At 61.8% G+C, this 26833-nt stretch carries 17 protein-coding genes; 8 read left to right on the forward strand and 9 right to left on the reverse strand.

The window, feature by feature from the left end; all coding sequences use genetic code 11:
- Nucleotides 1–12 precede the first annotated feature (12 nt).
- The 4 genes from WKV53_RS07130 to WKV53_RS07145 form a co-directional block, all read right to left on the reverse strand.
- Nucleotides 13–684 carry a cysteine hydrolase family protein gene (locus WKV53_RS07130; protein ID WP_341403722.1) on the reverse strand — a complete coding sequence of 224 codons (672 nt, stop codon included), beginning with the start codon at nucleotides 682–684 and terminating at the stop codon, nucleotides 13–15.
- Between the two features lie 24 nt (nucleotides 685–708).
- Entirely contained in the window at nucleotides 709–1635 is a 927-nt protein-coding gene (locus WKV53_RS07135) for a hypothetical protein (RefSeq protein ID WP_341403724.1), read from the reverse strand.
- 142 nt (nucleotides 1636–1777) lie between these two features.
- On the reverse strand, nucleotides 1778–3223 hold the full coding sequence (locus WKV53_RS07140; RefSeq protein ID WP_341403726.1) for a sigma-54-dependent transcriptional regulator: 1446 nt from the start codon (nucleotides 3221–3223) through the stop codon (nucleotides 1778–1780).
- Nucleotides 3220–5670, reverse strand: a complete 2451-nt coding sequence (locus tag WKV53_RS07145; protein ID WP_341403727.1) for a CHASE domain-containing protein — start codon at nucleotides 5668–5670, stop codon at nucleotides 3220–3222. Before WKV53_RS07145 ends, WKV53_RS07140 begins: the two co-directional genes overlap by 4 nt.
- A gap of 92 nt (nucleotides 5671–5762) precedes the next feature.
- Here WKV53_RS07145 and WKV53_RS07150 point away from each other — a divergent pair, with 92 nt between their 5' ends.
- Together WKV53_RS07150 and acpS are read left to right on the forward strand one after the other, a co-directional pair.
- Nucleotides 5763–6506 carry a pyridoxine 5'-phosphate synthase gene (locus WKV53_RS07150; protein ID WP_341403728.1) on the forward strand — a complete coding sequence of 248 codons (744 nt, stop codon included), beginning with the start codon at nucleotides 5763–5765 and terminating at the stop codon, nucleotides 6504–6506.
- 2 nt (nucleotides 6507–6508) lie between these two features.
- A complete protein-coding gene (gene acpS / locus WKV53_RS07155) occupies nucleotides 6509–6886 on the forward strand; it encodes a holo-ACP synthase (protein ID WP_345789645.1) in 378 nt (125 codons plus the stop codon).
- Nucleotides 6887–6911: 25 nt separating this feature from the next.
- On the opposite strand, the gene ybiA is transcribed toward acpS, so the two are convergent.
- Both ybiA and mfd read right to left on the reverse strand, forming a co-directional pair.
- Nucleotides 6912–7361 (reverse strand): riboflavin biosynthesis intermediates N-glycosidase, encoded by a 450-nt coding sequence (gene ybiA / locus WKV53_RS07160; RefSeq protein ID WP_341403730.1) that lies wholly within the window; start codon nucleotides 7359–7361, stop codon nucleotides 6912–6914.
- Nucleotide 7362: 1 nt separating this feature from the next.
- Nucleotides 7363–10536, reverse strand: a complete 3174-nt coding sequence (mfd, locus tag WKV53_RS07165; RefSeq protein WP_341403731.1) for a transcription-repair coupling factor — start codon at nucleotides 10534–10536, stop codon at nucleotides 7363–7365.
- Nucleotides 10537–10678: 142 nt separating this feature from the next.
- On the opposite strand from mfd, the gene WKV53_RS07170 reads away from it, so the two are divergent.
- Nucleotides 10679–12637: a glycosyltransferase gene (locus WKV53_RS07170; protein ID WP_341403732.1), complete on the forward strand. Its 1959-nt coding sequence runs from the start codon at nucleotides 10679–10681 to the stop codon at nucleotides 12635–12637.
- A gap of 61 nt (nucleotides 12638–12698) precedes the next feature.
- A complete protein-coding gene (locus tag WKV53_RS07175; RefSeq protein WP_341403733.1) occupies nucleotides 12699–14096 on the forward strand; it encodes an apolipoprotein N-acyltransferase in 1398 nt (465 codons plus the stop codon).
- 4 nt (nucleotides 14097–14100) lie between these two features.
- Here the strand turns inward: WKV53_RS07175 and WKV53_RS07180 are convergent, their stop codons facing one another.
- A complete protein-coding gene (locus tag WKV53_RS07180; protein ID WP_341403735.1) occupies nucleotides 14101–15849 on the reverse strand; it encodes an MbnP family protein in 1749 nt (582 codons plus the stop codon).
- A 95-nt stretch (nucleotides 15850–15944) separates the two neighbouring features.
- Here WKV53_RS07180 and WKV53_RS07185 point away from each other — a divergent pair, with 95 nt between their 5' ends.
- The 4 genes from WKV53_RS07185 to WKV53_RS07200 all read left to right on the forward strand — a co-directional run bounded on the left by WKV53_RS07185 (nucleotide 15945) and on the right by WKV53_RS07200 (nucleotide 22921).
- The gene (locus WKV53_RS07185; protein ID WP_341403736.1) at nucleotides 15945–16598 is read left to right on the forward strand and encodes a response regulator transcription factor; all 654 of its coding nucleotides are present in this window, start codon (nucleotides 15945–15947) and stop codon (nucleotides 16596–16598) included.
- Nucleotides 16595–18097, forward strand: a complete 1503-nt coding sequence (locus tag WKV53_RS07190; protein WP_341403737.1) for a sensor histidine kinase — start codon at nucleotides 16595–16597, stop codon at nucleotides 18095–18097. Before WKV53_RS07185 ends, WKV53_RS07190 begins: the two co-directional genes overlap by 4 nt.
- A gap of 21 nt (nucleotides 18098–18118) precedes the next feature.
- A complete protein-coding gene (locus WKV53_RS07195) occupies nucleotides 18119–21565 on the forward strand; it encodes a YHYH protein (RefSeq protein ID WP_341403739.1) in 3447 nt (1148 codons plus the stop codon).
- A 69-nt stretch (nucleotides 21566–21634) separates the two neighbouring features.
- The gene (locus tag WKV53_RS07200; RefSeq protein ID WP_341403740.1) at nucleotides 21635–22921 is read left to right on the forward strand and encodes a dihydroorotase; all 1287 of its coding nucleotides are present in this window, start codon (nucleotides 21635–21637) and stop codon (nucleotides 22919–22921) included.
- Nucleotides 22922–22979: 58 nt separating this feature from the next.
- On the opposite strand, the gene WKV53_RS07205 is transcribed toward WKV53_RS07200, so the two are convergent.
- Both WKV53_RS07205 and WKV53_RS07210 read right to left on the reverse strand, forming a co-directional pair.
- The gene (locus WKV53_RS07205; RefSeq protein WP_341403742.1) at nucleotides 22980–24569 is read right to left on the reverse strand and encodes an Rne/Rng family ribonuclease; all 1590 of its coding nucleotides are present in this window, start codon (nucleotides 24567–24569) and stop codon (nucleotides 22980–22982) included.
- 32 nt (nucleotides 24570–24601) lie between these two features.
- On the reverse strand, nucleotides 24602–26833 hold the full coding sequence (locus WKV53_RS07210) for a peptidoglycan D,D-transpeptidase FtsI family protein (RefSeq protein ID WP_341403744.1): 2232 nt from the start codon (nucleotides 26831–26833) through the stop codon (nucleotides 24602–24604).

Here is a 26833-nt window from a genome sequence, read left to right on the forward strand (position 1 = left end):
GGTGTTTGGCAGTCAGCTCAGGGAAGCGAGGATCGAGCCTGAGTCGGTGACCCAGCCGAAGATGCCGCCCTGTGCCTTGATCATCTTCAGCCCCATTTCCTGGAATTCCGGAAAGTAGGAGCCGACGCAATCGGAGGGGACCAGGCACTCGTAGCCGCGATCGTTGGCCTCGCGGACGGTGGTATTGACGCAGACCTCGGTGGTGACGCCGGTGACGACGAGTTGGGTGATGCCGAGGTTTTGCAGGATGGCGTGGAGATCGGTGGCGAAGAAGGCTCCCTTGCCCGGCTTGTCGATGACCGGTTCACTTGGGAGCGGGTAGAGCTCAGGGATGATGTCATGACCCGCTTCGCCGCGGATGAGGATGCGGCCCATGGGGCCGGGGTCGCCGATGGTCTTGGCGGACTTGCCGCGGACCTTCTTTGCCGGGGGCAAGTCGGCGAGGTCCGGCCGATGGCCCTCGCGGGTATGGAGGACGGTCAGGCCTGCAGCTCGCCACGCGTCCAGGAGGATCCGGTTCGGCTCGATCGTGCGCCGGAGTTGCGACACGTCATTGCCGAGCATCTCGCCGAATCCGCCCGGTTCGAGGAAGTCACGCTGCATGTCGATGATCAGCAGTGCGCATTTCCCTGGTGAAAGTTCGAACGGGTAGGGTTCGGCGGGGATGGGGAGGAGATCGCTCATGGACGCGGGGCGGCGGGTTTCAGATCAAAAGAAGGCGGTGATGCCGGTGTGGAACTGGAACAGGTCGTTCTCGTCGTGGTCGCCATTGGGCGTGAGCACCAGATTGCCGTCTTCGAGGCCATCGTTACTAAGGTGATAGTATTTGACCCCGGCGTACCAGGTCCAATGGCCGTAGCCTTCCGGAATGAAGGTGAGCGGGACGCTGGCCTTGATGCCGGTGGAGACCACGGCAATGCCGGAGCCGCCGCCGGTGCCATTGAATTGCTGGTAGAAATCGTCATCGACGATGTTCATGAAGGTCGGGAACTCGAGCTTCACCGGGCCGATCTTCGCGGTCGGATTGATGCCGACGGTGAAGTAGAATGACTCCTCGGAGGTGAGGGGATTGAAGACGACCGTGGCCTTGTTTTCGAGCTCCTGCCAGTAGGCGATGTAGGGATTGAGAGCCCACGGTCCGAGCCACTTCGAGTCATCCATGCTCAGCTTCAGCTCCAGGTGGTGCGAGGTGGGGTAGGAATCCACCATGCTGTCGAAGGCGGTGTAGGTGGTGTCGAACTTGAAGATGTCCGCGAATTTGACCGTGAAGCCGAGGATGGGGTCGAACTCGTTCCAGCGGCCCGGATCCGCGCCCGATTTTTCACTGTGGATCGAGCTCCACATGCCGGCGGTCAGCGAGACATTGTCGACGAATCCGGTATCGCTGGAGTAGAGATTTACGAAGGCGAGAAGTAGCGGCTGGAAGATGACTCCGTCGTTTTCAACATTCAGTCCGCGGGGTGTGATGTAGTGGTCGGAGACATCGAGCTGGAACAGCACATTGACCTTTGACGGTGTCGCTGCAGGAGCGATGGCGGCAGGGGTAGACTCCGCTTCGCCGGCCAGCAGCGGGGAGGCGCTGCTGGCGGCGAGGACGAGGAGGGGAAAGGCACGAGAGGCAAGAGACTTCATCATGGCGGAATTCCTATTGGCACCGCGCATGCCATGCGTGAGAAAGAGAGTTGGTCGCTGATTTCTAGTGATTTGTGAGCTTATGGCGAACGGGGCGTGGCGGCGAAGCTGTCGCAAGTGTTCCAGCGTGCAACAGGTGCGACACTTATTGTGATCCGCCCGCGAGGTGGGGGAACTTCCGGTAGATCCGGCTGCGATGGATCTTCAGCAACCGCGCGGCTTCGGCGACGTTGCCTTGGGTTTGCTCGAGGGCGCGTTGGATAGCCGAGTGCTCGGCGGATTCGAGGTCGAAGCTTTCGGCTCTGGATGCAGCGGCAGGCTTGGGCCGTGAATCGAAAAGCTGCAGGTGCTCGGGCTGCACGGGCTTGCCGCCGGAGAGGATCAATGCCCGCTCCATCACGTTCTTGAGCTCGCGGATATTGCCGGGGAAATCGTGGGTGGCGAGGACGCCCAATGCGTCTGGCGAGATCGCGGGAACAGGGCAGCCCATTTCCGAGGAGAAGAGCTCAAGGAAGTGGCGGGCCAATATTGGCAGATCTTCGGGCCGATCGCGAAGTGGCGGCAGATCCACCGTGTAGCGAGCGAGGCGGAAGAAGAGATCCTGCCGAAAATCACCGCTCGTGATCTTTGACTGGAGATCGGCGTTGGTAGCACTCAGGACGCGGACGTCGACGCGGCGAGGCTTTGTTGCACCGACCGGAGTGACCTCGCCATCTTCCAAGACTCGCAGCAGCTTCGCCTGAAGCGTGGCCGGCATGTCGCCGATCTCGTCGAGGAACAGGGTGCCGCCATCGGCGAGTTCGAAGTAGCCCTTGCGATCGGAAGTGGCGCCGGTGAACGAGCCCTTCATGTGACCGAAGAACAGCGACTCCATCAGCTCCGAGGGGATGGCGACACAGTTCACGGGAATGAAGGCTGCCTCGGAGCGTGGGCTATGGTGATGGATCGCCCGGGCCACGAGCTCCTTGCCGGTGCCGCTTTCGCCAGTGATCAGCACGCTGGTCTTTCCGAACTGCTGGAGGCGCTCGATGTCGTCAAGGATGTGCTTCAGGTGCTTGCTGTGGCCCACGAAGCCGCCGATGCCCCAGCGCTCGGCTTCTTTTCTCGTCAGCGTGTGAAGCCGCTGGTTGGCGGTGTCGCGGGCCTGTTCGGCGTCACGGCGGCGGGTTACTTCGGCTTCGAGTTCGGTATTACGCTCCTTGAGTTCGCGGGTGAGGCGGCTGATCTTGAGATGAGTCGCCACTCGCGTGACAACTTCCTCGGCGTGGAAGGGCTTGTGGATGTAGTCCACTGCTCCCACCCGGAAGCCTTTCAGGATGCTCTCGGTTTCGTTGCGGCTGGTGATGAAGATGACCGGGATGTCGCGAGTCTCCGGCTCGGCCTTCAGTTCGCGGCAAACGTAATAGCCGTCGTGACCGGGCATCATCACATCGAGCAGGATCAGGTCGGGCTTGGCCTTTGCTGCGATGCGCAGGGCATCCACGGCATTCGAGACGGCGAAGATCTCGTGTCCTTCCTTCTCCAATACGTGGCTGATAAGGGATAGGTTTGCCGGGGTGTCATCGGCGACGAGGATGCGGCCTTCGGTCATGTGACTTGGATTTGGGCCAGCACGCGCTGGATCGTTTTCATGTCGTAGCTGGCGACGAATTCCCGCAAATGCTGGGCCAGTCGCTCTCCTGGCGGGCCGAGCGCTTCGACCTCGCCGAGGCAGTTCTTGAGAACCGTGGCGCTATGGAGTTCAGCCGCCATCATCATTCGCGTGGCGAGTTCCTCGGGGAGAACAAGCGCACTGAAATCGATGCTCTCCGTCCTCTCCACGGACGCTGGCACCGGATCGCTGACGAACTCAACACCGAGATGTTGGTGCAGAACCGAGTAAATGCGCTCCGCTTGGAACGGCTTCGCCACGAAGTCATCGCAGCCAGCCTTGAGGCATTGCTCGCGCTGATGCACCAAGGCCGAGGCTGAGGTGGCGATCACCTTGATTCCGGTGGTGCCGAACTGCTGGACAATCCGTCGCGTGGCCTCAATGCCATCGAATTCCGGCATCCGGACGTCCATGAAAACGATCTGCGGACGTGACACCCCGGTCACCTCCACGGCTTGCCTGCCATGCTCGGCCAGCACGACTTCGCAGCCCACCTGCGTAAGCATGGTGGCCAGCACGTCGCGGTTTTCCGCAATGTCGTCGACCACCAGTGCCTTCACCCGGTGCCCCTCGGCCAGATGTCGCGTCTGTCGCTGAAGGATGACCGGCTTAGTGGACTCGCCGACCGGCGGGAGCTTCAGTGTGAGCCGGAAGGTCGAGCCGTGGCCCGGTTCTGAATCGAGTGTGAGCTTGCCGCCGAGGATTCCGGCTTGGCGCTTCGAGATGGCGAGACCAAGACCGGTGCCGGTCTCCGCGTGGCGGCCCGGGCCTTGCTGGAAGGGCTCGAAGATTCGCTCCTGCAAGCCTGGCTCGATGCCGGGCCCGGTGTCCTCCACCTCGAATACCCAAGGCTCGCCCTCCTGAAGAATCCTCAGCGTGACGCGGCCTCGCTTGGTGAACTTCACCGCGTTGCCTAACAGATTGATCAGGATCTGGCGCAGCTTGCCCTCGTCACCGTGGACTAACAACGGGCGGCCCAATGCGGGAGCATCGAGCCGGAGGCCGAGCTGTTTCTCCTCTGACGGGTTTTGGAAGATCGCGATCAGCTCATTGGCCAGCGCGTTCAGGTCGAAGTCGGCACGCGTGACGTCCATCCGACCGGCATCGATCTTGGAAAGATCGAGGATCTCATCAATCAGATGCAGCAGGTGATTTCCGCTGCTGAGGATGGTCGCGATCATGTCGCGATGGAAGGGCGGCAGCGCGGTGTCGCGGGCAAGGATCTGCGAGTAGCCGAGGATGGAATTCATCGGCGTGCGGATCTCGTGGCTCATGCTGGCGAGAAACTCCGACTTCGCCTTGTTCGCCGACTCGGCCGAAGCTTCAGCTTCCTTCCGAACGAGAATCTCGCCTAACAGGGCCTCATGAGATGCTTTCAGCTGCGCCGACCGGCGCGCCTCCAGCCACAGGTAGGCGGCCAGCAGCCCGGTGATGGCCGCCCCGGTCAAGCCGACGATCCATGGCAAGGCGGCCGCGTCCCGGCGGCGCAACAGAGGGTCGGGTTCGAAGTGGAGGTTCCAGTGACGCCCCGCGAACTCAACCGGAGTCGTCCATGAAAGCGCGCCTTCCCAGCGCTCGCCGGACTGCCGGTAGATGGTGCCGCCAGCCGCGGGATCCTCAATGGTGAGCAGGACGCCATTGTTACCCACCGGGCGGAGGGTTGACTCGATCAGGTCGCCAATGCGGAAGACGGCGGTCGCGAATCCGGACAAGTTCTCCCGTCGTTGTTCGACAGTCGTTGCAGGACTCTGGTAGAGAGGCAAGAAAACCACGAACCCCGTCTGTGAGCCTGGCTCCTGGGCCAGCCGAACTGGCGCAGTGGCGGTGGGTTCGCCGGTGTCGCGGGCTTTCTCCAAGGCTGCGCGCCGGATCGGTTCCGAGCCGACGTCAAACCCCAGCGCCGGAGCGTTTCTTGCCAGACTTTCCAGATAGAAGACAGGGAAATACTCGTCGCGAGGGCTCGCCGGAGCGAAGTGCACCCCGGATGATTCCTCGGTGAAGGTGAAGTCCGCGAAGCCCTCGGCCCGGGCCTTGGCCTCCCAATTTCCGCGATCCGCCGCCTTCACCCGCGGATCCCAAGCCAGCGCCTGGAGCTCTGGTTGGCGGGAAAGCGTCGGCTCAACGAAGGTGCGGAACTCGTTTCTAGTGACGTCGGAATCAGTTCGATAGAGCCCGGCGAGCGCGTGCAGCACCTCCATGGAGCGCAGGACTTGGCCGCGGATCAGCTCTGCCCGATCTTGCGCGAGCTTGCGAAGTTCTCGCTCCAGGGCTTCCTGCTGGCTGCGCTTTGTCTCCACGGCGAGCAGCACTGCCAGACATAGCCCCGCGACCAGCACCAGGAGCGCAGGCAGCTTGGCCGGGGAAATAGCAGGGGTTTTCGGGGCCATGCGCCGACCGGTAGGAGCACCGGACATGCCCGATTTGCCCCGGCGGTGATTTTTCAGGTGCGGGTGCCCCGCCACCGGACTATCCCGTGCCCATGCTTCTCGGCGTCAATATCGACCACGTGGCCACCCTGCGGCAGGCCCGCTACGCCCTGCTGCCGGATTCGCCGAATGCCGAGCCGTCGCCCCTGCAGGCGGCGCTCGATGCGCAGGATGGCGGAGCCGACTCCATCACCATTCACGTCCGGGCCGACCGCCGGCATATGCAGGACCGGGATGCGTTTGAGATCCGGAAGGGTTGTCCGCTGCCGCTGAACTTGGAAATGGGCGTGACGGCCGAGATGACCAAGCTCGCCCTGGAGTTGAAGCCGGAGTTTGCCTGTCTGGTCCCAGAGACCCGCGAGGAGGTCACCACCGAGGGTGGTCTCGATGTTGCCGGCCGGCTTGCCGAGGTAAAGGCCTGCGTGAAGACCCTTCAGGACCACGGGATCCGCGTTTCGCTTTTCATCGATCCGGATCTGCATCAGATCGAAGCCGCTTCGCATTGCGGTGCGGAGATGATCGAGCTGCATACCGGCTGCTTTGCCAATGCAGTTGACTCCGAACTGGAGCGCGAGATCGGTCGCCTGATCGAAGGTGCGAAGGCTGGCCACGCCGCGGGCATTCAGGTGAATGCGGGGCACGGCATCAACTACTCGAATATCTTCCGCCTCTTCACGGTACCTTATTTGGCCGAGCTCAATATCGGGCACACGATTGTCTCCCGGGCGATGCGGGTGGGTTTCACCGAAGCCGTGCGCGAGATGAAGGAACTCATGGCCGCCTACCCGGAAGCATGAAGCTGTTCGGAATCGGCATTGATGTGGTGGAGGTCGAGCGCATCGAGTCCTCGATGGCGGAGTTCGGCGAACGCTTCGCGACGAAAATTTTCACCGCAGCAGAGCGCGCTTATTGCGACTCCCAGAGACGTCCGGCGATTCACTACGCGGCCCGCTTTGCGGCAAAGGAAGCGGTGGCGAAGGCGTTTGGTACGGGAATCGGCAAGGAGCTTGGCTGGCTGGACATGGAGATCGTCCGCAAGGATAGCGGAGAACCTGGATTGGTGCTGAGCGGAATGGGGAAGGCGTATGCGGAGGGAAAAGGGATCGCTGAGGTGAAGATCAGCCTGACGCATGCACACCACTACGCTGCGGCGAATGCGGTGGCGCTGGGGGAGTGAAGTCTGCTGTTAGGCTTCGTTCCGATTACCGTGAGCTGGCTGAGAGCTTTTCCCGAAGTTTCATCAGTAGCAGGCCGAGCACGTTCTTGCCGGTGCCGTCGCCACCATCGCCCCAGTAGGAATCATTGGCGGTATGTTCGATGAGTTTGGCGGTGCCGGTGGAGAGAAGCAGTTCCTTCAGCTCCGCATGCTGGGTGAACTTGGCTTCAAGTGCTTGGCGCATGATGCCGACCTTCACGGCTTCCCAATCCTTGCGAAGCTTCTTCTTCCGGTCGCGGCCGAGTCTGGCTGCCAGCATCGGCGAGTTGGCTTTGCGGACTTCTTCCCGGTCGGCGGGGTTCTCAAATTTCTGAGCCTGGAAGTAGTGCTCGGAAGTCGGCCACTTCTTCTTGCCGAGGGTGATCGGGTAGGCGGCGAAGTTGGAGAATTCGCCGTAGGGATCGCCGACGCTGTAGAAATGGATGGGGGCTGCCATATCAAAGTGTCCGCAGCATCTCCAGTGCCTCGTGGAGCTTCTCGCGCGTGCCGGTTGATGCGAGGCGAGGGAAACGTGTTCCCTCAAGCATGATGTAGTCGCCGCCGCGCTGGAGCATCAGACGTTGGCCCTTGATCTCGACCGAGGCGACGCCCTTTCCAGCGGCGACCAGACGGATGCGGCCGACGGTGATCAAATTCTCCGCGGGTTCCGGCAATCGGCCGAAGCGGTCGCGCCAGCGGGCTTCCATTTGGTCGAGGTCCTTTTCGATCATGCTCTCGGCCAGCTCCCGGTAGGCGCTAACGCGGAGCTGAGTCTCATCTAGCCAGCCGCTCGGCAGGTATGCGGGAAGCAGGGGGCCATCGCCGGAGCCACGGGCAAACTCTGCTTCGGAGAAGGCCACGAAGTCGCTGCGGAAGGTGGCTTCAACCCGGACTTTTGGCGTCTTTCCTTGGAGTCGGTCCACCGACTGCCGGAGGAGTTGGCAATAGAGATCGAAGCCGACGGCGGCGATGTGACCGCTCTGCTTGGTGCCTAAAAGATTGCCCGCGCCGCGGATCTCGAGGTCGCGCATGGCGATTTTGAAACCGGAGCCGAGGGCCGTGTACTGCTTGATGGCGTGGATGCGCTTCCGGGCGTCACCGGCGGTGATGAAGTCGCGCGGAAGAAGGAGGATGGCGTAGGCCTTTTCCCCGGCGCGTCCGACGCGACCACGGAGCTGATAGAGATCGGCGAGACCGAAGCGGTCGGCACGGTCGATCAGGATCGTATTCGCGTTCGGGATGTCGATGCCGGTCTCGATGATGGTGGTGGCGAGCAGGATGTCGGCTTCGCCGTGGACGAAGTTCCGCATCACCACTTCCAGCTCGTCCTTTTCCATCTGGCCGTGGCCGACGAGGATGCGCGCTTCGGGAACGAGTTCTTGAAGCTTCTTCCGCATCATCTCGATGCTCTTGACCCGGTTGTGCAGGAAGAAAACCTGACCACCTCGCTTCATTTCCCGCAGGATGGCGTCGCGGATGATCCGCTCGTCGTATTGCACCACGCTGGTGTGGACGGGCACCCGGTTCGGCGGCGGCGTGTCGATGGTGGACATGTCGCGCGCGCCCATCAGCGCCATATAGAGCGTCCGCGGGATCGGCGTGGCGGAGAGGGTCATCACGTCGATGCTGCGGAACAGCTCCTTGAACTTCTCCTTATGCTTCACGCCGAAACGTTGCTCTTCATCGACCACCGCTAGGCCCAGGTTCTTGAAATGCACGTCGCCTGAAATCAGGCGGTGGGTGCCGATCACGATGTCCACGGAACCATCGGCAAGTCCTTGAATGGTTTCGCGCACTTCGCTGGGCGTTCGGAAACGATTGAGCAAGTCGATGCGGACGGGGTAGTCGCTCATGCGCTCGCGGAAAGTCCGCCAGTGCTGCTCGGCGAGCACGGTGGTCGGCACCAGAATGGCGACCTGCATCCCGCCGGTGGCCGCCTTGAAGGCCGCGCGGATGGCGACCTCGGTCTTGCCAAAGCCGACGTCGCCGCAGATGAGGCGGTCCATCGGTTTGGCCGACTCCATGTCGCGCTTCGATTGCTCGATCGCGCGGCGCTGGTCCGGCGTCTCGGTGTAGTGGAAGGAATTCTCGAACTCCCACATCCAGCGCGAATCGGGTGGGTGGGGGATGCCGGGCTCGGCTTGGCGCTCGGCCTGCACGCGCAAGAGCTGGGCGGCGTAGTCGAGAATCGATTTCTCGGCGCTCTTGCGGATGTTCTTCCACGCCGCGCCGCCGAGCTTGTTGAGTTCGGGTGTCTTGCCGCCGAGGCCGACATACTTGGCGACGAGATGGGCTTGGTCGATCGGGACGGCGAGCAGGCCGCCATCCTTGTATTCAATGGAGATTTCCTCGCCGCTTTCTCCCGGCGCGATGCCACGAAAGCGACCGATGCCGTATTCGTAGTGCACCACCAGGTCGCCCTCCTCGATGTCATCAAGTGAGGCACGGGCGGTGAGAATACGGCGTGCTTCCTGGCGACTGCGCTTGATGGTGCCAGGCGTGCGATAGCGGCCGAAGAGTTCGCTGGAGGAAAGCACCGCCATCTGCGCAGCGGGAACGGTGAAGCCCTGGATCAGCTCGCCGCGCAGCCGCACGACATCTGCCACGGCCTCGTGGCCGGCGAGCTCGATGAAACGGTCTTCCTCGCCCTTGTTAGAGAAGACCATGCCGACCCGCCAGTTTTGCGAGCGCCACTCATCGATCTGGTCGAAGAATCGCTGGCGGCGGCTTTGTTCGAGCACGAAGTCGCCGGCTTCGAAGCTGCCGAGCGGACTGCCGAAGCAAGCGGTGGTGAAGTCTTCCTCGCCGGCTCCTTCAAGGGCCCCCGAAATGACCCGAACCTCGGCCTCGATATCCGCGTCCTCGAAGGCAATCCGGACATCACCCTTTCTCACATACTCGGCGACCGTGGCTTCCAACTCCGGCTCGGCGAGCAGCAATTCGGCTTGAGCGAGCTTTCCGACCGATGCCTGCGTATCGACGTCAAACTCGCGAAGCGAATCGACCTCGTCGCCGAAAAATTCGATCCGCAGCGGTCGCCCACCTTGCCACGGAAAGACATCCACGATGCCACCTCGAACGGCAAATTGGCCGCGGCCTTGGACCGTGGTGACGCGGTCATAGCCGTGGGCGGAGAGCTTGGCCGCAAGGTCCAACGGATCAGCGCCAGCACCTTGCTTCACCACGATCCGGCTTCCGGCCAGCTCGTTGGGAGCAGGCGCTCCTTGGGAAAACGCCTCGGCACCGCAGAGGATCACGCAGGCATCGCGTTGGGCGGCCATGTCCAGGACTTCCAGCCGCACCGCTGCTGCTTCGGGGTCCGAAAGTTGGCCTCCTTCCAACTCCACCGGCATTTCCGGCAGATCCGCCGCGTCAATACCCCAGAGTTCAAGCTCCGCGGCGAGCCGCTCGCGCTGGCGTGGCGCGTCGCAGACCAGCCACAGACGCTTCTTTCCGGAGTCTGTTAGATGCCGGCAAACCACAGCCGCGAGCCAGGCGTGGGCTGCTTCGTCGGTGTGATCAAACACGACACCTCCCGCACCCGAGGCCGCGAGGGCCAGGCGCTGCCTGAAATCCGGCTGCCCGATTGCCCGCTGCAGCCAGTCGTCCTGGTCATCCGCCTTGCGGGGCACGCGTGTTCCCTAAACCGCATTTGCCGTTGGCCAAGCGAGAAAACGGCGGTGTGTGGCGAATTCGCCACCCGAAAGCTCATTCGTGTGACATCTGCGGCATGCTACACCGACGGTGCGGATTGTTTGAAACTCCTGACTATCCATGAGAATTGACATTGTCACCGACACCTTTGCTCCCGACGTGAATGGCGTGGCCATGACGCTCGGTCGGCTCTGCGACGGCCTTCGCCGGCGCGGGCATCTCGTTCATGTGATTCGGACTGGTGAAGGTGGGGGACGGGGCGAAACGATCGCGGCCTCGGTGGCACTGCCGCTGTATAAGGAAGTGCGGATCGGCCTGCCCGGCCCCTTCAAGCTCCGCAAACGCTGGATGAAGCGCCGCCCGGACGCGATCTATGTCGCCACCGAGAGTCCACTCGGCATTTCGGCGCTCAAGACTGCCAATGCGCTGGAGATCCCGGTGGCCACGGGCTTTCACACGAATTTCCACCAGTACATGGAGCAGTATCGCCTCGGTGGCCTCCAACCGGCGGCGATGGCCTATCTGAAGAAGGTCCACAGCCGGGCGAATCTGACCATGGCTCCCACTCGTGACGTGGTGGACATGCTTGAGCGCGAGGGCTTCCAGAATGTCCGCCTGCTCGGTCGTGGCGTGGACACTGAGCTCTTCCATCCTGCGAAGCGCGACAGCGCCCTGCGTGCTTCTTGGGGGGCTCGCGAGGGCTCACCGGTGGCGATCATCGTGGGCCGGGTGGCTGCGGAGAAGAACCTGCCGTTTGCCATGGAATGCTTCCGCAAGATGCGCGAGCGTTTGCCGGATCTGGCGTGCGTGGTCGTCGGGGACGGCCCGCTGCGGGAGAAGCTCCAAGCTGAGCATTCCTTCGTCCATTTCGCGGGTGTGCAGACCGGCGAGGACCTCGCCCGTCACTATGCCTCGGCTGATATCCTGCTCTTCCCGAGCGAGACCGAAACGTTTGGCAATGTTTTGTTAGAAGGAATGGCCAGCGGTCTGGTGACGGTGAGTCATGACTACGCTGCCTCCGGCCGCCACGTCGCTCAGGACCGCAACGGACTCAAGGCACCGAAGGGCGACCGCGAGGCATACCTCGGCGAGTGCTTCGCTGCCCTGCATCGATGGAGCGATGATGCCTTTCGCACCGAGGCCCGCCTGACCACGGAAAGCCTGGGCTGGGACCAGGTGGTGGAGTCATTCGAGAATCACTTGCAGGAGGCTTGCGAATCCCGCGGACCAGTGACGCTCACGCTCAAGGAAAAGAGCAAGCGCCCTAAGCGGAACTTCCGCACGATCTTCATCTCCGACGTCCACCTCGGCACCGAGGATGCGAAAGTCCATGAGGTCATCGATTTCCTCAAGCACACTCGCTGCGAGAAGCTGGTGCTGAATGGCGACATCATCGACGGCTGGGCTCTCAAGCGGGGTGGAAGATGGCGCAAGCGTCACAGCCGGTTCATTCGCACCGTGCTCAAGAAGATGGAGAAGGATGAAACGGAAGTGATCTACCTGCGGGGCAATCACGATGACATTCTCGACCGCTTTCTCCCGCTGGCCTTTGGAAAGATGCGATTCGTGAAGGAACACATCCACCAGGGGGTGGATGGGAAACGCTACCTGGTGGTACACGGCGATGGCTTCGACAGCGTCTCGACCAACCACAAGTGGATCGCCGTGATCGGGGCGGTCGGCTATGATCTGCTGCTCAAGGCGAATCGCGTCTACAACCAGTATCGTGCGTGGCGAGGCAAGGAATACTATTCGGTAAGCAAGGCGATCAAAGCCAAGGTCAAATCGGCGGTGAACTTCGTCGGTGAGTATGAGATCCAGCTTCAAGACCTCGCGCGGAAGAAGCATTGCGACGGTATCATCTGCGGCCACATCCACACGCCGGAGGACAAGCAAGTCGGCGAGATCCGCTATCTGAATTCCGGCGACTGGGTGGAGAGCCTGACCGCAATCGTGGAGCATCACGATGGACGGCTTGAGCTGATCCGCCATCAAGAGTTCATGGCGGAGCTTGCATCCGAAGTCCGGCAAGGCCGCGGGGAAGCGTCTAACGTCATCGAGATGGAGCTTTCAGCCTGAGCGTGCAGCCGGCGACTGCGTACTTGCAGCGCTTCCCGGAGATAGATAGCAAGCTACTCTGATGGAGTTGCTGCCTGCTCGTACGCCTTTTGCTCTTCGCCTTCTCTTGGCGGTGGCGTCCGGAGGCATTTATGCCTTAGCCTATCCACCGGTTGGTTGGCGCTGGCTGGTGTTGCCGGGTGTGTTAGGACTGTTGATCGCTCTCCAAGGACAGCGCGGGTCAAAGGCTCTTGCGATTGGCTTCCTCCATGGCTTGGCGGTCTTCGCCGTCGGACTGTCGTGGCTTTACGAACTCTTCGCGGTGTGGGCGTTCTTTCTATGGGTCGTCTTGGCGGTCTTTCCCTCGATGTTTGCCCATTTCCAAGGGCTTGCCTCACAGCGCGGCGTCAAGGGGTGGCACTTCGCGGCCTTCACCGCGGCCAACTGGGGGAGCTGGGAATATATTCGCTCGGAACTCTTTTGGCTCAAGTTCCCGTGGTTGAGTGTGGGATCGGCCATCGGACCGAATGGCTGGCTGCCGTGGATAGGAGTCTATGGTGTGGGTGCCCTCGTCGTCTTCGGGACCGCGTTAATCTCGCTGCGGCATTGGAAGGGTGGAGGGGCGTCGTTTGCGCTTGTGCTGGGTGCTTGTCTGGTTGTGTCTCGTCATGCGGAGCCACGTGACGACGATCCGGCCACGGTGAAGCTCGGCGGGATTCAGGGGGAAGAGGGCACGCTTCAGGACCTCCTGGCTGCGACCAGAACGCTGCTGCCTGAGGGGCTTCACTACGTGGTGTGGCCTGAGTATGCGGTGCCCTACGACATCCGTGCGAACGTGAAGGAATGGAATCTCGTCCAGCAACTCTGTCGTGACCGCGATATCACGCTTACCTTCGGCACCCAGCGTCATGAGGCGGGCGGCGAGGTGTGGCGCAATATTGCGCTCACTGTCGATCCCAGTGGAGCGCGTGGTGAACACAACAAGGTTCATCCCGTGCATTTTTTCAATGACGGAGTCGCCGGCACGACGGCGCTGCCGATTGAGACTCGCCATGGAAAGGTGGGGACGCCAGTCTGTTTCGATTGTGACTACGAGGGCGTTGTCCGGCACATGACTGCAGCTGGAGCAGAGATGTTCGTCGTTCCCGTGATGGATGCGAAACGATGGACCGCTCGCCAGCACGATCAGCATGCGGAGCTGATGCGGATCCGCGCCTGTGAGAATGGCCGGTGGATGTTTGTTTGCACCACCTCAGGCGTGTCCCAGGTGATCGATCCGAGCGGGATGGTCCATGGCCGCCTCGGCGCGATGGTGGAAGGTGTCCTCACCGGCTCGATGCGGCGGGAGTCGGGACTTACCTTCTACACCCGCCTTGGCTGGCTGACCCCATGGTTGGTTCTCGGAACCGCAATCGCGTCTTGGATTTTGCTGCTTTGGCCGAAGCGTCGTGACAAGGCGGAGGAAGGCGTGCCTGCGTGACGAGCTATCGCCGTGGGATTGGCGGCGGACCGGGGCGGATGAATTCGTGGTCAGTCAGGGTCTTGAGGAAGGCGACTAGTGCGGCTTTGTCTTCGTCGCTGAGTTGCAGGCCTTCGGTGGGATGCTTTGCGAGATTCGGATCGAGGGTAGGGCTCCGGGTCAGGCCATGGTCGTAATGATCGATCACTTCCTCCAACGTAGTGAAGCGGCCGTCGTGCATATAGGGCGCGGTGCGCGCGACATTGCGGAGGGAAGGCACGGCGAACTTGCCGCGGTCACCTTCGAGCTTGGTGGCATCGAAGCGGCCGGCGTCCTTGCTGAGCGACAGGCCATTGTTCGCGAAGGCGGCGCTTTGGAACATCGGGCCGCCGTGGCAATGGAAGCAGTCGGCGCCGCGTTGGCCGCGGGCGGGATCGAACTCGGTGTTGAAGAGTTCGGCTCCGCGTTGCTCTTGGGACGTGAGCGGCGCTTGGCCGCGCATCGCGCGGTCGAATTTCGAGTCGTCTGAGACCAAAGTCAGCAGGAACTGTTCGAGCGCTCGAGACAGCCGGTCGGCATTGATTTCCGGTGAACCAAACGCGTCTTCGAACATCTCGTGGTAATGCTCGCCACTCTCGATGGCCTTCACGACTTCAGGCAGCGTCGCGTGCATCTCGACCGGATTTTGGATCGGCTCAAGGACTTGCGCGCGCAGAGTCGGAGCACGGCCGTCCCAGAAGTACGATGACTTCCACGCGAGATTGTAGAGTGGCATCGACTGCCGCGTGCCGATGTCGCCCAAGGCACCGGGGCTGAAGGTCCGTGCGTCGCTGAAGAAATGGCGGCGATCATGACAATCGGCGCAGGACTGCGTGCCATTGCCGCTGAGGTCGCGGTCATGAAAGAGCCGCTCGCCGAGGATCACACCCTCCTCGGTGAGCGGATTATCCAAGGGTAAAGCAGGGCGGGGGAAGCTGGCGGAAAAGCGGAAGCGATAGGGGGTGGCATCGGGGGCGATCAAGGCGTTGGCCTTGGCTGCGGCTTCCTGTCGGGTGGGGGTAGGTTGCACGCTCTCGACGCGGAAGGCCTTTGGCAGATTCGCCTTCAAGGTCGCCGCCAACGAGTCGCCCGGGCGCGAGTGGGTGGTCGAGGCCTCGGCGGTGATCGTTAACTTGGCGAAGATTTCGGAGGCGTCGAAGCCGAGATGAAGCGTTTGGTCGCGCTGGAGATCGAGTTCCAGAGGGAGCTCCACCGTCATGAGGTTCTCATCATTGGCGACATGGAAGGAATAGCCGCTGAGGCCGCCGTCCTTGCCGCGCCACATGCCCTCGACCGCGGCGAAAATATAGCCGCCCTGCCAGCCCCAGTGCATGCCATTGACCGAGGGATTGAGCGGGTGGCCTGCGGGGTAAGCAGCCGGGTCGCCTTTGTTGGTCTCAGGGGGCACGCCGATGTGAAAGCGGAGGCGGGTGAACTTACCGGCCGGGATGTCCGAGAGTGCGAATCGTGTCCGGCCCTCGCGCAGGCTGACGAAGGCAGCCCACGATTCGGCGCTGAGCCAGTTGCCATCGGCGGCCATGAGCTCGGCCCTGGAGAGGATCAGGTCGCAGCGGGTCAGCGAGACCCGCTGGCTGTTTTGGGTCTCCAGCGAGAGGGTGTCGAAGGCCAGTGGCTTGGCGCCAAACGTCGGCCGCACCTCGATGTCCAGCCGCTGTCCGGCGTGGAGCACGGACGAGATGGCCAGCAGGAGGAGAGCGGGGAGCCGGGCGGTCATTGGCGGCATCCTGCCAGAATCATCATGAATGGACCATGAATGAATGCGAGATTCATCGTGGATTCATGAAGCGGATGCTAGTTTCCTGTCCGCCGATGCGACTGCTGATTGCCGACGATGAACCCGACCTGCTCCGAGCCCTCTGCGAGGCGATGCGTGAGGAAGGCCATGCCGTGGACGAGGCCATCGATGGCACCGAGGCGCTCTACAAGGCGACCGAGTGGGATTACGACGCAGTCATCCTCGACGTGATGATGCCGGGACTTGACGGCTTTGAGGTGCTCAGCCGTCTTCGCAAAATCAAGAAGACGCCGGTGCTGATGCTGACCGCTCGGACCAAGGTGAACGATCGCGTCCACGGTCTTGACGCCGGGGCGGACGACTACGTTTCCAAGCCCGTGGACCTCATCGAGCTGGCTGCCCGGGTCCGGGCGATCATCCGGCGCGGGCAAGGCGACGCGAGTTCCTTAATCACGATCGGTGATGTCACCATCGATACGGCGGCCCGGCGGGCGACCAAGGGCGGCGAAGCGGTCACTCTCACCGGCGGCGAGTATCCGTTGCTAGAATACCTTGCCCGCCGTCGTGGGAAAACCGTCACCCGCACGGAGATCTACGACCACCTCTACGACGAGAACGACACGCCGCTCTCCAACATCATCGATGTGCAGGTTTCCAATCTCCGCAAGAAGCTTGGCTCCTCCTTCATCACCACCTACCGCGGCCAAGGCTACAGCATCGACGCATGATCTTTCGCAAGTCCATCCGCTGGCGAATCCAAGCTTGGCATGGCCTGCTGCTGCTGGCGATGACGGTCGCTTTCGGCGTCACTGCTTACCGGTTGGAGCAGACCAATGCCTTCCGGCGCTTGGACGATGATTTGAAAGGGCATATCGGCCTGTTGACTGCCGTCTTGGAGAACGGCGGGCCGCCGCGATCCGGCGGAGGCGGCCCTGATGGAGGCGGTCCTGATGGGGGAGGCGGCTTCGGCGGTGGAGGACCGAGAGGAGGCCGTCCCGACAATGAAGACGAGCGGCCACCACCTCGAGGTCAACGCCGCGGGCCGCCACCGGGATTTCAGGCACCCGAGATCGCCACTGCTTTCTCGCAGGCCGATCCCGACCCTTACTATTTTCATGTCTGGACCCGCGATGGTGGCCCCCTGACAAAATCAGCCACTGTTCCCGGGTGGATTCCTCTGCCTGTAGGCGGGACCATGGATCCCAAGTCACGTCTGAGGGCTGGCTACCGCGAGGTCTATCTTTTCACTCCACCCGGAGAATGCATTCTGGTGGGGAGATCAGCGGCATCGGTGGACAAGGCGATGCGCGAGTTTGCCTGGAAGACTGCTGGGATTGGGGGCGGGCTATGGGTCGTCGGGCTTGCCGTGGGCTGGTGGATTTCATCGCGGGCGCTGCGACCCATCTCTGCCATCAGCGCGGCTGCGAGCCGAATTTCGGAAGGCAATCTGAAGGAACGCATTCATACGCCCGAGACGGAAAGCGAGCTCGGGAGGCTGGCGTCTTTGTTAGATCAAACCTTCCAGCGTCTCGATGCTGCGTTTGATGAACAGGCGCGCTTTACTTCGGATGCCGCCCACGAACTGCGCACTCCGGTTTCGATCATTCTTGCCCAATCGCAGCTCGCGCTATCGCGGGAACGTGACAACGCCTATTACCGTGAAACCATCGAGACAGCCCAACGAGCTGCCAAGCGGATGCAAGGGATGATCGAGTCGCTGCTACAGCTTGCCGTGCTCGACGCAGCGGCCGGCGCGTCTGACCTGAACCCCGGCGACTTGGCAAGTGAATGCCAGGAACATCTTCCAGCCCTCCGGGTGCTGGCCGAGGAAAAGAACACGACTCTCCGTGCGGACCTTCAGCCGGCGGCATGTTGCATGAATGCCGAGCAGGTCGGGCAGATCCTCACGAATCTCGTGGCCAATGCCGTGAAGTTCTCGCCAGCGGGCTCGGAGATACGCGTCACTACCGGGAGCCTCGATGGGAAGGCCTACCTTTCCGTGCAGGACAATGGCCCCGGTATTGCGGCAGAGCATCAGCCGCATTTGTTCGAGCGCTTCTATCGCACGGATCGTTCGCGCAGCAGCGCCACCGGCGGCACCGGGCTGGGGCTGGCCATCTGCAAGCGCATTGCCGATGCGCACGGCGGCACCCTCTCGGTGAAAAGCGTGGATGGAGAAGGCAGCGAATTTCTTTTGGAAATGCCGTCATTCACCTCGGGTTCATGATGGGTTTGTTAGGACAGGAGCATGACACGGCTCCTCCTCTTACTCCCTCTGCTTCTCGGCACCGCTCACGCTGATCCCAAGCTTACGAGCTGGTATACGGCTCAAGCGGGCAAATACGCCCGGATCCAGGAAACCGATGCCGAGGCGGTCGCGGGCACTTCGAAGACGACGTGGACTCGCACCTCCGGGCCATTCACGCTGGCGCAGACAACCCCCGCGTATGCGGGACCGACCCAGATCGACTACAGCACGAACTGGGTCTATGTGCGAACGCCGTCCCTGGGTACCTACACCATGGGCCCTTGGTACGACAACGCGGCCAAGACCCAGCTCTTCATCAACGTCCCGAAGAACCAAGGGCTCATCATCCGCATCCCGCGTGCCGCGCCCGTCATCCCAGCCACCAAGACGCAGATCAATGGCCTGAACGTCGGCGGGGTGATGCAGCCGGGCGCGGGATACTATGTCGACGGGGTGGCGATGTATGATCCGACCGACGGCTTCAGCTACAGCGGTGGCAGCGAGACTTCTCCCGGCACCGGACAGTGGCATCGCGACGCCTACGTCAACGAGAGCATCACCTTCGACTACTCGATGGCGCACCAGCAGAACACCGGTTTCTACCACAATCATGCGAACCCGCTGGCGTTGCGCTATCAGCTCGGCGACGCGGTCAGTTTCAACAGCAGCACGAAGAAGTATGCCGAGACCATGAGCCCCACGGCCCACTCGCCGATCGTGGCGTGGATGATCGATGGACTGCCAGTTTATGGCCCCTATGGCTACGGCACCGCGATGGATGCGAACAGCGGCGTGCGCCGCATGGTGGGGGGCTTTGTGAAGCGTGACGGGACCACTACCGGAGTCGATAATATCACCACCGCAGGCCGGACGCTGCCAGCGTGGATGCTGCGCAACAATGGCAACACCAGTGCTGCCGGTCCTGCGGTGAATGCGACCTATCCGATGGGCCGCTATATCCAGGATTGGGCCTACCTTGGCGACCTGCAGAAGAGCGCGGGCGTAAACTACCAGCAGGGCGTCGACTTCGACCTGAATGAATACAATGTCCGCTACTGCGTGACGCCGGAATTCCCGAGCGGCACTTGGGCTTACTTCGTGAACATTTCCAGCACCGGCACGCCGCAGTTTCCCTACATGTGCAATCGCTGGTTCTACGGCACGCCCACCGGCGGCAAGGTGAACAGCATCACCGAGACGGTCACGAGCCAGTTCGTGGGTGGCCCCAGCCGTCCGCTGACGGTGAATACGCCGTCGGTCAGCGGCACCAGTGTCACGATGACCTGGAATGCCGTGGAGGGCGGCACCTACTCGGTGGACGCGTCGACCAATGGCACGACATGGACGAACAAGGCGACTGGATTGACCGTGAGCAACGCCAACACCAAGTCGAACACCCACACGGCTCTCAGAACCAGTGGCACCGAGCAAGGTCGCGTGCAACGCACCGCGCTGGCGACCTACGACACGACGGGCGTGGTGACACCAACCGTTTCGCAGACTGCGACCACCAGCTATAATCTTGGAACCCCACCGACCGCGCCAACGCTGACGACCATTTCGGCTCTTGTGGGTGCGACCGAGGACACCGCATTCACCATCTCCTATGCGAGCCTCGCTGCCGCCGCGGATGAAGCAGACGCCAATGGCGACACGATCAGCTTCCGGATCGAGTCCGTGCTGTCCGGAACGCTGACGAAGAATGGCAATCCTGTCAGTGCGGGCAGCGCCTTGATTTCCACCGGCGAATCCGTGGTGTGGACGCCGGGGGCAAATGAAAATGGCACACTCGCCGCCTTCACCGTGAAGGCGTGGGATGGATCGCTGGCGTCCAGCAGCGCGGTGACGGTAAATGTCCAGGTGACTTCAGTCGCAGATTCCGTCCAGTGGGATGGTAGCGCTGGCACTGGCGATTGGGCGACGGCAGCGAACTGGCTGGACAATGCCGTGCCAGCATCGGGCGACGTGGTGAACTTCACCGGGGCTGCACCACTCTCGATTGGACTTGGAGCAGAGCGGAGCATCGCCGGCCTGAGTCTTTCGGGCAACTCGGCCTACAACTTCAGCGGTGGCTCCTTCATTCTGGCAGAGGGAGGCTCCCTCGTGACTGCTGATCCTTCGGCGGGAACCATCGTTCACAGCATCGGCAGCCCGGTGAGTTTCCAGGGATCGGGTGAAATCGCCACGTCGCTGAATGCGAACCTCCAGATCACGGGAAATCTGACGGCTTCTTCGGTTCTGACAAAATCGGGCGCGGGCAAGCTCGTGCTCGGCGGGACCGCTTCAGCCGTTGAAGTCAGGGTGGAGCAGGGCGGCATCCTTCATGCCAGTGGTGGCACGGCGTCCCTATCCGTGAACAAATTCTACGTCGGTTCGGCGACGACGACAGGAATCCTCACTTTGACGGATGGCGCGGGCCTCTCCACCGCAGATATCCAGCTCGGCATCAGCGGTGGAGGCACCGGGACGCTCAACATCAGCGGAGCAGGCACCACGGTTGCCGCGAGCGGCTTCATCTATGGTAATGACGACAGCACGGTCTCCATCTTTGGCGGTGGCTCCGTTTCGCTGAATGGATTCAGGAACGTGACGGCAACCGTGGACAACGGGAAACTCATGTTCAACCAGACGACCTACAGCTCGGCGAACTTCGTCATTGCCAGTGGTGGCGCCACGATGGGGGCCAGCAGCGACAGCGCCAATCTCACGGGGACCATCAGTGGTAGCGGTGACCTGACGGTGTCCGGGGCCGGCGAACTCCAGATCACTGGCACTCACACCAGGACCGGCAATACCATTGTCCAAGATGGCACGCTCCGGATGGCCTCCGCCAGCCTGGACGATGGTGCGGACGTTTCAATCGCCAGCAATGCCAAGCTGGATCTCTTCTTTACTGGTTACGACGCGATCGGAGAGCTCTTCATCGGTGGCGTCCGCCAGGTCCAGGGCACTTGGGGCAGCCTGTCCTCCAATGCCGATCACAAGACCTACCGGATCACGGGCACGGGCATCCTTGTGGTTACGCAAGGACCGACCGCCTTTGAAAACTGGACCGCCACTAATGGACTGACTGGAGCCAATGCCCAAGAAGGCGCCGATCCCGACCAAGATGGCTTGGCCAATGTCCTAGAATGGCTGCTTGGTGGGAATCCGACTGCGAACGACGCGGGCAGCAAGCAACTCGCCGTCGCCCGGGATGGAGGTTTCCTGACGGTCACGTTCCCACGTAGCGACGACAGCGAGGCTGAATTGGACACTTACCTCCAATACACCACGGATTTCGTGACCTGGACTGATCTGGGGGTTTCTTCGGCCGATTGGACCGCCGCGGACGGGTCCTCGCTGACGATCACGGAAAATGGCAGCGACCTCGACACGATCACCGTGAAAATCCCGATTGGCGGAAAAACGAAGATCTTCGTGCGGCTGGCCTCGGAGATTGAGTGAGTTCCGCTGCTGTCACCGATCCCGTTCCCTGCGCTGGACGACGCGGGGGCGGGATGTCATGAAGCGCGCATGTCCGATGTGCTGATCATCCGCCAAGTCCGTGTGGTTTCCGAAGATTCGCCCGCCTTCGTCGAGGCTGACGTGCGGGTGGAGCAGGGGATTATCACCGCCGTGGCACCCGGCCTGACGGTGCCGGACGGGGCAAAGGTGATCGAAGGTAAGAATCGTCTGCTGATGCCGGCGATGTTCGACGCCCACGTGCATTTCCGTGAGCCGGGTTTCGAGGCCAAGGAGGACATTGCCAGTGGCACTGAGGCCGCCATCAACGGGGGAATCACAGGCGTCGTCATGATGCCGAATACTTCGCCAGCCATCGATTCGGCCACGGTGGTGAAGATGCTCTTCGACAAGGCGAAAGCGGTTTCCCGAATCCCCGTCTATACCTCCGGCTGCATCACCAAGAACCGCGAGGGCAAGGAGCTCGCGGCGATCGACGGGATGCGCTCACTGGGGGTGAAAATGCTCACCGATGACGGTGATGGTGTATCCGATCCAGCCGTGCTCTATCGTGCGATGCAGTATGCCAGCGAGTTCGGCATGTTCTTCGCCAGCCACTGCGAAGTCCACGAACTCGCCGGCCCGCGCGCGCTTAACGACGGCCCGATGGCCTACAAACTCGGCATCAAGGGCAGCCCGGCCTGCGCCGAGGAAATCATGATCGATCGTGATATCCGGCTGGCCCATGCCACGGGTGCACACATCCACATCCAGCACGTGTCCAGCAAGCTCGGCATGGAGACCATCCGCTGGTGGAAGGAACGCGGTGATGTCAAGGTCACCGCCGAGGTGGCTCCGCATCACCTGATGTTCCGCGACGAGGACATCGGCAACTACGATGCTCACTACAAGATGAACCCGCCCCTGCGCACGGCGGAGGATAATGCAGCATTGTTAGAGGGGTTGAAATCCGGCGTCTTCGATCTGCTCGCCACCGACCACGCGCCGCACACGCCTTTCGAGAAGGCCCAGGATTTCACCAGCGCACCGAACGGGATCACCGGTCTGGAAACGGCGTTGGTCTCGATGTTCGACCGCTACGTCACCACCGGTGCGCTGACTTGGGACATCCTGGTGAAACGTTACTCCGCCGAACCTCGCCGCTTGATGGGCCTCGAGCCTGTGCCGGTCGCGAAAGGAAAGCCGGCGGAGTTCATTCTCTTCGATCCCGAAGGCAGCACGACCTTCTCGGTCGAGTTCATGAAGTCGAAGAGCCGCAACACTCCTTTCCTTGATCAGACCCTCAAGGGGAGCATCGACCTGGTCGTGTTAGGCGGAGAGATCCTGCTGGAAAGGTGATCACCCGAAATGAAAAACGCCGCCCCTTGCGAGGGCGGCGTTTGTGAGGGAAGCGGTATCAAGCTTGGTCGATCGTCTTCTCCGTAGCGGCATCGACGATCACGAAGCGCTCGCGGTGAAGCGATGGATCCGAGCGGAAGATCAGGCGGCCGGAGTGCTGGCGCTCCAGCTCCACGAGGTGCTTGCTGTCCTCGGTCCGGAATCGATTGAGCACGTCAGGATTCACAACGACGACGAGGTCACCTGCCTGGTCGCGGTGCTTGTTGATGACGGTCACGATGCGGCGCTGGATTTCCACGCTCATGGTCATGGGCGTCTTCACGCGACCGCGGCCCTGACAATAGGGGCAGGGTTCGAACATGGTGTCGCGCAGCGACTCATTGAGGCGCTGGCGGGTCATCTCCATCAGGCCGATCGCGGAGATCTGCAGGACCTGTGTCTTCGCCTTGTCCTTCTTGAGGCGATCCTTCATCGCCTTGTAGACCGTCTGCTGGTCCTTGCGATGGCGCATGTCGATGAAGTCGACGACGACCAGACCGCCAATATTGCGGAGGCGGAGCTGGCGGGCGACTTCCTGGGCAGACTCGACGTTGGTTTCGAGAATCATCTTGTCCACGTCCTTCGAGCCACGGTTGCGGCCGGTATTGACGTCGATGGAGATGAGTGCCTCGGTTTCATCGATGACGATGTAGCCGCCGCAGGGCAACCAGACCTGGCGCGAGAATGCCTCGTCGATCTGCTTCTGGATGCCGACGGCTTCGAAGATCGGCTGATTGTTTGGCAGGTGATGAATACGGCGCTTCGCGCGGCGGGACACCTTGCCGGCGATCTCGCGGATGAGTTCGGTCGTCTGGGCGTCGTCGCAGAGGACTTGATCGACTTCATCTGTGAGGAAGTCACGGGCAGTGCGCTCGATCAAGCCGGGCTCCTGGAAGACGCAGAGCGGTGCCGGGCCTGAGTCACGCTTGTCTTCCACGCCGTGCCATTGCTCGAGCAACATCGCGAGATCGCGCACGAAGTGACGGGCACGAGTACCGTGCGCCACCGTGCGCATGATGATGCCCATGCCTTCCGGCACGCTGAGCTTCTGCATGATCTTCCGCAGGCGCTGACGCTCCTTCGGGTCTTCGATCTTGCGGGAAATACCGAACTGCTCGGTGTAGGGCATCAGCACGAGGTAGCGGCCGGCCAACGAGATGTTGGTGGTGACACGCGGGCCCTTGGTGCCGATCGGTCCTTTCGAGACCTGGATCATGATTTCCGAGCCGATCGGATAGATGCTCGGGATGTCCTTCGAGGTGATCTTCTGCTGTTGCTTTTTCTTGTGGGAACCGGCGCGCTCGATTTCTTCGAGTCCGGCATCAAGGGCGGCAGGGATGGCATCCCAGAAGTGAAGGAAGGCGTTCTTGTCCAGGCCGATGTCCACGAACATGGCTTTCAAGCCCTGCTCGATGTTCTTTACGCGGCCCTTGAAGATGCCGCCGACAATGTTCTGCTCGCCTTCACGCTCGACGGTGTATTCTTCGAGGACACCGTTATCGAGGAGAGCGACGCGCCGTTCAAGGCGTTCAACATTGACAATGACCGTATTGCCTTCCTTCGGATTCGGTCGCCCGATGCCGAGGAAGCGTTTGATTTTCTGGATCATGGATTTGATGGAGAGGAAGTATTGGAAAGAGGTTAGTGAGAGCGCGCCGGAGGCTTCTTGCGCGGTTTGACCACGGTGCCTTCAGCATCGGCCTTGCGGGTGATGGTGGGTTTCGGGGTGATGGGTTGAGTGGCGTTGGGGTTTTCGGGGACGATGCCCGACGCGGCGGCGGCCTCGGCGGATTCATCACCGGTGTCGCCGTCGTTCTGAGTGAGATCAATCGCTTCGAGGACATCCGCGGGCAGGGCGATCTCTTCGATCGGTTCGAGCTTGCCCGCGACCGGATCCAGAGGATGGAGCGGCAGCCTCATCCCTTCATCGCGGGCGAGCAGACCGCGCAGGATAAGATGCACCAGCGGCCCGCAAACCTTGCCGCCGGACTTCCCGTCGTGAACAAAGACAACCACGGCGTAGCGCGGCTCGTTGTAAGGCGCGAAGGCCATGGTCCACGAATTGTGGCGCTGGTAGGGCTTGCCATCCACGATGGCGGTTTCTGCCTGGGCGGTGCCGGTTTTGGCAGCGACCTCGTAGCCGGGGAGTTTCACACCATCGACTTCGTAAGGCGGAATCTTCACTCGTCCGGCGGTGCCGCCCTGCTCGTTGACCGCCTTCCACATGCCGAGATGGATGAGGTCGATGTCGGACTTCTTCACGCCTTCCTTGAGCAGGTCCACCTTCAGGCGAGGCTCATCCTTGACGATGGTTACCATCTTTTCGCCTTCGCGTCGTTCGGCCTTCTTGATCAGCCGCGGCTGATAGTAGCGACCGCCGTTGGCGACGCAGGAGATCATCGCGCAAAGCTGCAAGGGCGTGGCCATCGAGTTCCCCTGGCCGATGGCGGCGAAACCCATGTTGATCGGAGTCGAGCGTTCGTTCGGGTTCCTGCGCAGCCATTCGCGGCTGCCGATGACCGTGCCGGTTTGCTCGCCGGGAAGGGGAATGCCGGTTTTTTCGCCGAAGCCGAGCATGCGGAAACCGTCCGGCATCCCCGGGGCTCCGATGGCATTCGCGAGCTGCATGAAGTAGGGGTTGCATGATTGCTGGATCGCCTTCGGAAGGGTGAGGGGGCCGTGGCTGCCGCCTTTCTGCTTCTCAATCCAGCAGCGGACACGCTGGGTGCCGTAATTGACCCCGCCGCTGCAGTTGAAAACCCGGGTCGCGAGGCCACGCGTGGCTCCGACCAGAGCCGTGGGAATCTTGAAGGTGGAGCCCGGGGCAAACGCGTTGATGTTGCGGTCCATCCACGGGTGGAGCGGATTGCTGTCGTATTCCTTGGCCTTCGCCTCGGAAATACTAGGGATGTAGTCGTTCGGATCGTAGTCCGGGATCGAGGCCATCGCCAGGATCTCTCCAGTGCGCACGTCCATCACGATGCCGGATGCATCGCCCGCGCGGCGGATGACATTCGAAACGAGATACTGGGCCTCGGCATCGATGGTCAGCGTGACCTCCGCGCCGACACCTGGGTCCAGCACATCGTAGGCACCTTCACCGAGGATCTTGCCCTTCTCGTTCTTTACGATCTTCTTCCATCCCTCGGTGCCACGCAGCATGTCATCGAGGGTGGCCTCAACGCCGGCAATGCCCGCATCGTCGCCGATGTACTGATAGCCATACTCGCGCCGCGCGGCCTCGGGGATGGTGCCCTTCGACCACTGGCGAAGGTAGCCCAGGGCATGGCAGGACAAGGCCTTGTAGGGATACTCGCGCAGGGGGCGGACATTGAGATAGACGCCGGGGATATCGAGCGAGTGCTCTGCGAACTTGGCAAAGTCGTCGTAAGTGACGTCCGTGGTGTAAACAAAGGGCACGAGGCCGCCGTGTGTCTTGTAGTGGACCCGCATCGCGTCGGCATTGAAATCCCGGGCCAGACCGAGATCGGCGAGCGGGCCGATGACCCTCTCCTTCACGATTTCGACGATGTCGGTCACCTTGACCGAGCGCGGCATGCCCTTCTCATCTCCGATGTCATTCTTGGTCGCCTCCTCCCGCTGGAGGCGGTAGGCCTGATGGATTTCCTCGAGATTGAAGGATACCTCGAACTGCCGCTTGTTGCGGGCAAGCACGATGCCGTTCCGGTCCTTGATTTCCCCGCGGATTCCCGGTTCGCGGACCGTGATCTGGCGGTTGCCCGGAATCTGGTCCTTGAAAGCCTTTTGCTCGATGATCTGGAACTCATACAGCCGCGACAATAGCACCCCGAAGCCAAACAGCACGAGGGCGGTCAGGATGTAAACGCGAAGCCGGTAGCGGGGTTCGATCAT

The sequence above is a fragment of the Luteolibacter sp. Y139 genome (genome assembly GCF_038066715.1).
GTDB classification, from domain to species: domain Bacteria; phylum Verrucomicrobiota; class Verrucomicrobiia; order Verrucomicrobiales; family Akkermansiaceae; genus Haloferula; species Haloferula soli.